At 43.9% G+C, this 10,643-nt stretch carries 7 protein-coding genes and 1 pseudogene; 3 read left to right on the plus strand and 5 right to left on the minus strand.

What is annotated here, in order from left to right:
- On the plus strand, window positions 1-337 hold a 337-nt coding region (locus tag ACWXWT_RS18060; protein WP_456042969.1), incomplete at its 5' end, for an IS66 family transposase.
- 18 nt (window positions 338-355) lie between these two features.
- On the opposite strand, the pseudogene ACWXWT_RS18065 reads toward ACWXWT_RS18060, so the two are convergent.
- Both ACWXWT_RS18065 and ACWXWT_RS18070 read right to left on the minus strand, forming a co-directional pair.
- Window positions 356-730: pseudogene (locus ACWXWT_RS18065) on the minus strand (hemerythrin family protein); the annotation flags it as partial.
- A 22-nt stretch (window positions 731-752) separates the two neighbouring features.
- Window positions 753-4,352, minus strand: coding sequence for a PAS domain S-box protein (locus ACWXWT_RS18070; protein WP_456042970.1), 3,600 nt, complete (start codon window positions 4,350-4,352; stop codon window positions 753-755).
- A gap of 1,291 nt (window positions 4,353-5,643) precedes the next feature.
- Between ACWXWT_RS18070 and ltrA (ACWXWT_RS18075) the strand changes: the two genes are divergently transcribed.
- Together ltrA (ACWXWT_RS18075) and ltrA (ACWXWT_RS18080) are read left to right on the plus strand one after the other, a co-directional pair.
- Window positions 5,644-7,116: a group II intron reverse transcriptase/maturase gene (ltrA, locus tag ACWXWT_RS18075; protein ID WP_456042971.1), complete on the plus strand. Its 1,473-nt coding sequence runs from the start codon at window positions 5,644-5,646 to the stop codon at window positions 7,114-7,116.
- A 504-nt stretch (window positions 7,117-7,620) separates the two neighbouring features.
- Window positions 7,621-9,093 (plus strand): group II intron reverse transcriptase/maturase, encoded by a 1,473-nt coding sequence (gene ltrA, locus ACWXWT_RS18080; protein WP_456042974.1) that lies wholly within the window; start codon window positions 7,621-7,623, stop codon window positions 9,091-9,093.
- 366 nt (window positions 9,094-9,459) lie between these two features.
- On the opposite strand, the gene ACWXWT_RS18085 is transcribed toward ltrA (ACWXWT_RS18080), so the two are convergent.
- The 3 genes from ACWXWT_RS18085 to ACWXWT_RS18095 are packed head-to-tail and all read right to left on the minus strand — an operon-like array spanning window position 9,460 to window position 10,248.
- Window positions 9,460-9,642 carry a hypothetical protein gene (locus ACWXWT_RS18085; RefSeq protein WP_456042972.1) on the minus strand — a complete coding sequence of 61 codons (183 nt, stop codon included), beginning with the start codon at window positions 9,640-9,642 and terminating at the stop codon, window positions 9,460-9,462.
- 13 nt (window positions 9,643-9,655) lie between these two features.
- Entirely contained in the window at window positions 9,656-9,997 is a 342-nt protein-coding gene (locus ACWXWT_RS18090; RefSeq protein ID WP_456042973.1) for a type II toxin-antitoxin system HicB family antitoxin, read from the minus strand.
- Complete coding sequence (locus ACWXWT_RS18095; protein WP_115407250.1) at window positions 9,994-10,248, minus strand: type II toxin-antitoxin system HicA family toxin; 255 nt, start codon at window positions 10,246-10,248, stop codon at window positions 9,994-9,996. Before ACWXWT_RS18095 ends, ACWXWT_RS18090 begins: the two co-directional genes overlap by 4 nt.
- Window positions 10,249-10,643: the final 395 nt, after the last annotated feature.

Here is a 10,643-nt window from a genome sequence, read left to right on the forward strand (position 1 = left end):
AGATAAAATCCCCCCGAAAATGGCATTGGGTAAAGCCATCCTTTATGCGCTGAATCAATTTGAAAAGTTCAGGCGTTACTTAGATGATGGCCGATTAACTATCGACAACAATCGCGCCGAACGGGCGATAAAACCGTTTGTGATAGGTCGCAAGGCGTGGCTATTTTCAAATACGCCGCGAGGCGCTCGCGCAAGCGCAATTCTTTATAGCCTCATCGAAACCGCCAAGGCCAATAACCTTATCGTGCATGAGTATATCGCCAAGTGCCTGCAAGGCTTGGCAGAGACCTCATCCGAGGTTGAGTCATTATTGCCGTGGAATATCAAGCAAAGATAAATTGCTAGGTGCCGTTCGCTAGACGTTTACGGTGTAACCACTCTCCATGGCATCGAGCTGACGCGCCATAGTTTGGTCTAAACCCAAAATATGATATGCAAGCCAATGTATGAGGAAATCAAGGAGGATCTGAGGCGAATCTGATTGTTGGTTGTTTGCCGCACCTTGTATAAACAAGACTTCATCGATGAACTGCTTATGCTCTTTTTTGTGTGCTGCAATATGCCTTGGGTCTACCTTAGAGTTCTGCATTAATGACTCTTCTTCATCAAAGTGGTAAACCGTGTAGGCCAACAGCTCTTGAAGTACAATCTCAGTATCTTTTGTGCACAACGAATTATCGGCAAACGAAGCGCTAAACTTGTTTATAAGGTTCACAAGTTCTTGGTGCTGGGCGTCAAAATCGACATTTCATTTACAAACCCTCACATGTGTTAACTGTTGATGAGCTTAACCACGCTTCATCGGGGTGCCATTTTTCCGCCCAGTCAGGAATGTCCTTAGCCATCATTGGCCTTGCAATTGCGTACCCTTGAGCCAATTCACAACCTAGCTCTAAAAGTGCTGTACCGTGCGCAATGGTCTCAACCCCCTCTGCAATCACATCACGTTTAAATGAACTAGAAAGCGCCACGACACTCTTCACAATCACCAAGTCATTCGGGTCAATCAACATATCTCGGACAAAGGTCTGGTCTATTTTAATCAAATTCGCCGGCAGGCGCCTGAGGTGACTCAATGAAGAGTAGCCCGTTCCAAAGTCATCTAATGCAAAATTAACCCCCAATTTAATACAGGCGTGCATAGTTTCAGAAACCTGCAACAAATCACCTATCTCGCTGGTTTCAAGCACTTCTAGCTCTATAGAACGAGGAGAAACCTCAGGAAATCCTGCTAATAGATGCGCTAAGCGCGTTGCAAAATCTTTACTCTGTAATTGAATTGCACTGATATTGACACTGACAGGAACGTCTAGCCCTAAATTTTGCCACTGCTCAACCTGTCTAAGAGCGGTGCTAATTACCCACTCGCCAAGCTCTATACTAAGCACATGGTTTTCAATGGCAGGCAAGAAATCATTAGGGCCGACGATACCTCGCAAGGGGGACTGCCATCGGATCAAGGCTTCAACACCTATAATTGCCCCTGTTTTCATGTTAACTTTTGGCTGGTAATAAAGAATGAATTCATTTTTATCTAGAGCCGTACGCACCTGCTCTATTTTTTCGTGATGACGAACCAAATTGGTATTGTGTTCAGAATCATACAATCGATATCGGTTTTTCCCCTCTTGCTTCGCCACATACATGGCTTGATCAGCAATGCGTATCAGTTGATCTGCATCGACACCATCTTGTGGAAACGTGGCAACCCCAATACTGACGGATATTTCCAACTTTACACCTCCCAAGACGATAGGCTCTGATGCGGCCAGTAACAGTCGTTCAAAAAGAGGTTCGCAACTTTCTACGGTTTCAACATTTCCCATCACAGCAACAAACTCATCCCCGCCGACACGAGCCAGGGTATCATCGCTGCGTAAAGCCGCTTTCATCCGAGAGGAAACTACTATTAATAATTCATCACCAAGGGTATGACCGTAGGTATCATTCACTTCTTTAAACCCATCTAAATCAAGAAATGCGACTACCAATAATGACTTTTGGCGCTGGGTATATTTCATAGATTGATTGAGACGGTCTAATAACAATGTCCGGTTCGGTAGACGGGTTAATGAATCATAATGAGCAATACGCTCTAATTGGTTCTGATGCTCTTTAATCTGCGTGATGTCATTAAATAGGCCCACGTAGTTTGCCACAACTCCGGCATCATCAAATACAGAGCTAATTGTGAGCATCTCTGGGTAAACTTGGCCATTTTTACGCTTGTTCAAGATTTCGCCGGTCCAATGACCATTTTTTTCTAACGAGCCCCACATCTGTTTATAGAACTCAAGCGAATGGCGTCCAGACTGAAGCAGACGTGGATTTTGGCCAATCACCTCATTGCGCGCATAGCCTGTGGTGACGCAAAATGCATCATTAACATCCACAATTACACCGTTCGTATCAGTGATGGTGATGCACTCTCTGGCATAAGTGAATACGCTTGCGGCGAGCTTGAGCTTTTCTTCCGCTAGCTTACTCTTGGTAATGTCTTGATGGGTGCCAGATAACCGAATCACCTTGCCATCGTTGTTCCATTTTACTGCCCGTCCGCGATCAAGTATCCATATCCAGTCACCATTCTTGTGCTGCATCCGGAACTCACACTCTAAGGTTTCAGTCTCGCCATCGGAGCACCGCCTTAACATTTCTTTGGCCTTATTTATGTCATCGGGATGCAGCCTTTTTTCCCAGGTGTCGTAGGTAATGGGTTCAAGTTCTTGAAGGCTATACCCCAACATTTCGGCCCAGCGTTCATTGAATATGACTTTACCTGTTAGCGCATTCCATTCCCAAGTTCCGATGTCAGCGCCCCAAAGCACTTCAGCATAACGTCGGTTTTGAACTCGTAATTTGCGCTTAGCCTCCAGTAAAGCAATTTGATTTTGCCTATTTTCTGTAATGTCCTGGACTAATGATTTAATGCCAATAACTTCGCCGGTCTCATTTACAATTGGCGTGTTATGCCATTCGCAAATGATATTGCGGCCATCTTTTGTGATGTTTTCATTTACATTGATGGAGCCTTTATTGCTTTGTATTAGTTGCTGAATGACATTTTCGATATCAGGTCTAATTGCTTCGGACACCAAAAAATTCTGTAAACAGAGCCCTTTAACTTCGTCTTCGGAGTAACCGAATATGGCCTCCGCCGACTGATTCATTTCAATACAATTGAAATCTTTATCGCTTGAAATGTATCCCAGCGGGGTATTTTGGATATGGTAAGCCAGCGCTGCCTGACTAGCCTGCAATTCTCTCTCTGTCTTGTTAAGCTCGGAAACGTCTCGAATTAACCCCATGTAGCCCTGAATTTGACCATCAGCATCTTTGACCACAATTCGTGTAGTTTCACCGACAATGATACTGCCATCCTTGTGCTTGTAGTTTACGTTGTATGGCTTGGCCTTATCATCAGCTGTTTGATTAAAATATGTTTGACCATACTGCTCGTACTCTTCAATACTTCTGTAAAGAATTGATACATTTTCTCCGACAAGCTCATCAGCGGAATAGCCCAACATGATTACCAGGTTGCGATTAACTGAAATAATATCGCGATTTGCATCGGTGAAAATAAAGGCGTCAGTTGTACCATTGGAAATTGATGTGAATAAGATTTGGTTGTCGAATGAAGACTTTTTAGCTTTCTCCAGCGAAAAAAGTATCTCTTGGCGCTCACTAAGCTCTTTTGGTATCCAGCGCCTAAGGAGAAGAGATATAATAAGTAAGCCAGCAACAATATTGATTAATTTAGGAATAATAAGTAAAGCGGGCTGCGACAATAAATCGTGAATAGCCTTAGGTAATAGTCCATACATCGAGTTGAAATACAGTCCAAAATAGACACTTTCAATGATGGTCCTAGAGGCATCAATGGTGAGGATTACCAGGAGAGTTGCAAGCGAACTGCCAATAGCGCCATTAACAGTCTTTAATTGCCTCAGTTTGACCAAATAGATAACCACAATAACCAACCATAAGAAAGTCAGCACCCAGTATAACGTTGGTGTAATTAGGTCAAATATATTCAGTTTCATTTCTCGTGTGTTTATCTGTAGATATTCAAATCTGATGCGCAACAAGTAAAAAAAGAGGAGACTGTAACAAATGCGCTCTTCAATATTAACCAACAATGGTAATATCTTAAATTGTTCAATCAACTCTTTGAGCTGCTCTGATAAATGCGCAATCTCCCCAGTTGACGCTCTTGTCTGGTTTGCAGCGACCGCATTTTTTTGATTTAAGCTGGTGTCACTTTGGGTGTTGAGGTAACCCAATACATTCATACGAACCATGAGCATGTTTGCCTGCAAACGCCCAGCAAGATTGGTGTCTCTGGCCAAGCCTTCGTATGTCGTGATGCCTTCCTGAGCTTTTTTAGTGCGATAACACTCACACTGAGCACCACAGAAAGGAGGATTAAAACAACTGAAAAACTAAAACTATCTTTAAACCTAATCGTAAATCCTTAAACATATACTTACCCACTCCCTGGATCATAAATATTCACTTTGAGTAAAAAAAAACGCATACCCACTCATCGCAGCATCATATGAAAAAAAATTAATTTACGCATCTTAAAACCTTCCAAATCTTGACTAAAGTCTCGTTTTGGAATCCCCCCCCGGAATTGAATAACACTTGTGCAATGAGCTCTCAAGGTTGCGATTGGTAACAGCAAGATGGATGAAAATATGCAGAATGAAAGGACTCTGTTTTAGTTGTCTGTTGAGGAATTATACTTAGGGCACCTTCGTTAAGTGAGGGTGTAGTGGATTCAGTATTTGCCATAAATTTAGATGCTATATGTATGAGGAAAAGTAAGCCAAATTAGCTAGTTCAAAAAAGGCTTTAGCTCTCGCTGACACACTTTGGGGCGTGCGACGTGAGGTCGTATGAAGCGCTGTTCACCGCTTTTGAGTGAACCATCTGTATCACCAGATGAACCTAGGGCTCTGAATAAAGTAGCGAGCCTAACAATGTAACGAAGATTGGTCATGGACTAATCGGGATCTCAATCGTGAGAGGACGATCCTCCTGATAACCACAAATCGGGTGTGCGACGTGAAGTCGTATGAAGCGCTGTTCACCGCTTTGAGTGAACCATCTGTATCACCAGATGACCCTAAGGCTCTGAATAAAGTAGCGGGCCTGACAACGTAACAAAGTTCAGTACCATACTGAGCGGGAGCTGAATCGTGAGAGGACGCCCCTCCTGATAACCACAATCGGGTGAGTGCTAGGGAGTCAGTATGACGAACATACGTGAATCCGCGTAAGGTGCGTTACTGTGGAAGCAGCGGAAGTGGTTTATACGCTGTGGCCAAAATGGCATGGGAGCTGGAAAGGGATTATCCGATGCCCTTTCGTGATCTAAATGCTCCCCGCACTATTGCGGGCGTCTACCCTGACATTGCGCGACATATGGAACACGGTAAGCCTGTATCACTCCCAACTGGGAAAGCTGTTTGCGAAGAGAGCCGATAGTGATGCAGGTATAGGAGGCTGGAGAAAGCCAAGGTTGTGTTGTAATGACGCAGATACAGACAAATGTCTGGCACGAAAGTGAGCCCACTTCTAGCTGGTCTCCCGTTGCAAGAGAGTTTGAAGAACTTTATTCAAGGAGAAACGCAAATGATGACTTCGATTGAAGTTAGTGCCTCTTCTGACAGTGCTCAGTGGCAATCCATTGACTGGAAAGCAGTTGAAAAGCTGGTATTAAAGCTTCAAATGCGTATTGCAAAGGCAACTAGAGAAGGTAAACACGGTAAGGCCAAAGCCTTGCAATGGTTACTGACTCACTCGCGAGCAGCAAAACTACTTGCTGTTAAACGAGTATCACGAAACAAAGGCAGCAAAACACCTGGAATAGACGGCATCACATGGAGCACCGACGCTCGTCGCATGACAGCGGTTAAACAACTGAGTCGAAAGGCTTATCAAGCCAAACCTCTCAGGCGGATCTATATCCCCAAGAAAAACGGCAAACTCAGACCATTAGGGATCCCATGCATGATTGATAGAGCACAACAAGCGCTCCATCTTTTGGCGTTGGAGCCTATATCTGAAACGTTTGCCGACCCAAACAGCTACGGCTTTCGACCCAACCGAAGCACGGCAGATGCTATTGCCCAATGTTTCATTTGTCTGAGTCATAAGAAGTCCGCTCAATGGGTTCTCGAGGGAGACATCAAAGCCTGTTTCGATACGATCGGCCATCAATGGCTCATCGATAACATTCAACTAGACAAAAGAATGATGAAGCAATGGCTTGGGTGTGGCTTTATGGATAAAGGACTGTTCTATAAGACTGACGAAGGTACGCCTCAAGGTGGGATTATTTCACCGACCTTGATGCTATTGACTCTCGCGGGATTAGAGCGACAGATTAAATCCTTGGGTCAAAAGAAGGGCTATAGAGTCAATTTTATAGGTTACGCTGATGATTTTGTTATCACGGGGACTTCGAAGGAAGTGCTCGTTAATGAAATCAAACCGCTGATAGCTAGTTTTCTAGCTGAAAGAGGGCTCACACTATCTGAAGAGAAAACGCAGGTTACTCATATTAATGATGGATTTGACTTTCTAGGGTTCAATATTAGGAAGTACAATAGCAAATTACTCATTAAACCGAGTAAAAGTAATGTTCTGTTATTTTTGAGCAACATGCGAGTACTCATCAAGAAGCATGCAACCGTATCAGTTAATGATCTCATCAAGATGATGAACCCAAAACTGCGAGGTTGGGCGAATTACTATCGTCACTGTGTAGCCAAACAAACTTTCAACTATATTAGTTCTCAATTATTCCAGACGTTATGGCGTTGGGCAGTGAGGCGTCACTCAACCAAAGGGAAAAGGTGGGTCGCAAACAAATATTTTCTCAACCGTAAAGGCCAATGGCAATTTCACGGCTGGCAGAAAATAACGAACATGGATTGTCAATTCAACCTTGTTCAAATTGCTCAAACGCCAATAAAAAGACACGTAAAAGTCCGAAGTGCGGCAATACCTTACGACCCTGATTTCGCTGATTACCTTGCTCAGCGGAAGCAGGCGAAAGTAAGCCGTAATACGTGGCTTGAACTGGTCTCGACTGCTTTTTAAGTTGCTGGGTATCTAACGGTGCCTTAGTGGAGGCTTGAGCCCAGTGCAGTGAAAGTTGCACGCTGGGTTCTTAGGAGGGCGGCACTTGGCAACAAGTGTCGCCTATCCGACGAGTGCTAGGCAGTCAGTATGATGAACATAAGTGAATCCGCGTAAGGTGCGTTATGTGATGAAACAGCGGAAGTGGTTAATACGCTGTAGCCAAAAGGCATGAGAGTTGGAAAGAGATTGCCCCATGCTCTTTCGTGATCAATACGCTCTCCGCACTATAGCGGGCATCTAACATGACATTGCGCGACATACGGAACACGGTAAGCCTATATCGCTCCCTTTGGGAAAGCTGATTTGGCCGATAGTGATGTAGGTATAGGAGGTTGGAAAAAGCAAAGGCTGCATTGTAACGATGCTGATACAGACTTGTGTCTGGTCACGAAAGTGAGCCCACTTCCGACTGGTCTCCCGTTGCAAGATAATTTGAAGAACTTTATTCAAGGAGAAACGCAAATGATGATTTCAACAGAAATTAGTGCCTCTCCTGACAGCGCTCAATGGCAGTCAATAGACTGGAAATCCGTTGAACCGCATGTATTAAAGCTTCAGATGCGTATTGCAAAAGCAACACGAGAAGGTAAACGCGGCAAGGCGAAAGCGTTGCAGTGGATACTGACTCACTCGCGTTCAGCAAAACTTCTTGCTGTTAAGCGTGTATCACAAAATAAAGGCAGTAAAACGCCTGGAATTGATGGTGTTATCTGGAATACAGATACCCGCCGCATGAAAGCAGTAAATCAATTGAGCAGGAAGGCATATCAAGCCAAACCACTCAAGCGTATCTATATCCCCAAAAAGAATGGCAAACTCAGGCCTCTTGGTATCCCATGCATGATAGACAGAGCACAACAAGCGCTCCACCTTCTTGCATTAGAACCAATATCGGAGACGCTTGCTGACCCAAACAGCTATGGATTTAGACCAAATCGTAGCACTGCTGACGCAGTCGATCAGTGCTTCAAATGTTTGGCTCTAAAGAAATCAGCACAATGGGTTCTTGAGGGGGACATCAAATCCTGCTTCGACAAAATCGGGCATCAATGGCTAATTGATAACATCGCCATAGATAAACGAATGTTGGAACAATGGTTAAAGTCTGGTTTTATGGACAAAGGGCTGTTTTATCGTACTGATGAGGGCACGCCACAAGGAGGGGTTATATCCCCCACCTTGATGCTAATGACTCTTGCTGGACTTGAGCAGCGCATAAAGTCTACAGCACTCAAAAAGTGTGCCAGAGCCAACTTTATTGGATACGCCGACGATTTCGTCGTCACCTGCGCTTCAAAGGAAGTGCTCGAGAACGATATCAAACCGTTGATAGCTGATTTCTTAGCGGAAAGAGGCTTAACACTCTCCGAAGAGAAAACGCATATTACCCACATCAACAATGGTTTTGACTTCTTAGGGTTTAATCATAGGAAGTACAAAGGAAAATTGCTCATTAAACCGAGTAAATCCAACACGTTGTTGTTCTTAAGTAACCTGCGCGAACTCATCAAAAAGCTCGCAACCATCCCTGTTAACGACCTTATCAAACTGATAAATCCGAAACTAAGGGGGTGGGCGAATTATTATCGTCATTGCGTTGCTAAACAAGTATTCGGGTATGTTGGGCACAAACTATTCTATTCGTTATGGCACTGGGCAGTAAGGCGCCATCCAACAAAGTCTAAGACTTGGGTAGCCCTTAAATACTTCATCAACCGAAAAGGCCAATGGCAATTTCACGGTTGGCAGAAGGTCAAGGATATGGATTGCCAATTCAATCTATTCCAAATAGCCAAAGTGCCTATTGAGAGACATGTGAAAATTCGAAGTGCGGCTATACCATTCGATCCTCAATACCAAGAATACTTGGCTAGGAGAAAATCGAAAAGGCAAGCTCGTAACGCTTGGAATGAACCTGCTCTCACTGCTTTATAAGTTGCTGGGTATCAAACGATACCTTTGTGGAGGCTTGAGCCTAGTGCAGTGAAAGTTGCACGCTGGGTTCTTAGGAGGGCGGCACTTGGTAACAAGTGTCGTCTATCCGACAAAAATGGGTTAAGCCACCTAGCCCATTTGTGGACAAAAATGTGCTAACTCTTAACCCTCACATTCACCAAAAGCCCCAAAAAATATCAAACTATTTTATAAACGCACAAGAGCAAGATAGCTTTTGTTCTTCTGTTATTTCTCACAGTACCGCTCACATACTGAAAATTCATGCGAGCTATATTGGCCTTGGGTACTTTCTACCCTGTGATTTCTCGATTCGTCATGCTTATTAGTAGTCATAGAATTTCCTCCCTATGATTTAAATCTGTTTTCAGACCAATCCCACGCTTGCTCTGAGTCGATTTCCTCTTCATGCGACCAACCTTTAAGCCACTCTTCATTCTTCCAATCATCACTATCGTAAGGGTTTTCATCCATCGTTTTACGTGTGATATAAGCTGCTCGACCTTCGTCAAATGGAAGTTCTTCTGACATTCTAGTTTCCGTCCTACGCTGAATGTGCAATGTAGTCATTGACTGCATTTTCTACCGCAGCATTCAAACTAATGCTTTGCGATAGCGCTATTTCATTCAGTCGAGCGTGAACCTCTGGCGAGATCCGAACGTTGAATTTGCCAGAGAAGTTTTTATAAGGCTCAATGCCACGCTCCTGACACATCTCTAAAAAAACGCTTAATGACTTCGCGCCCTCGGCTTCCAATTGATCGATGCTTTCACCGTAGAAATCCGCGCCGCCGTTTAACCCAACGAACTCTCCACGGAATGTTTCAGCGTCTGGATCAAAATTAATAAAGGCTTTTACCCCGTTGATCATCATTAGATTTTTCATGCTTTTACCCCGTTTCTTTCTAACCATTTTTTGACGCTTACCACTGCGCCTTTGTCAGTTTCTTTCTGAGGATGTGGGCGGTGATATACCTGAACTTCACCAAACAGCACCACACCAATTCGAGAACCCTCACGTTCCTCTATGTCTGCCCCTAGAGCAATAAACAGCGCTTCAATATCAGACCACTTGATAGAACCGCTGACAGGTCTAGCAAAAATAGCCGCTAACGTTCTTAAATGTTTTTTGTTCATAAAGCCTCATAATCCGTTAAATTCATAGTACCACTTTTTAGTATCATTCCAAGCGAATTTGATACTATTTTTTAGTACCATCATTAAAAGGCATTTGCAGCTATAGCCCCCATAGATACGGGGTCAGTTGTTAGCAGCTTTTGCGTGGTTTCGAGTGTGCGATTACCTAGCATGTGATGTATGTGGGCAACATCGTAGCCTTGGCGGTGAAGCTCTACAGCGAACACTCTGCGGCCAGATAACACACTTGGCGACTCGTGTACGACCACAGGGCAAGATCACGAAGCTTTACCTTGACTTAAGTTTGTGATCTTATACTTCTTTTTAGTAAGAAGTGAGTTAACCCATGTCGCAACTGCAGCTATTCAAGTACTTTTCAAACATTGATGACCCCC

This window comes from Shewanella sp. A22 (assembly GCF_053850585.1).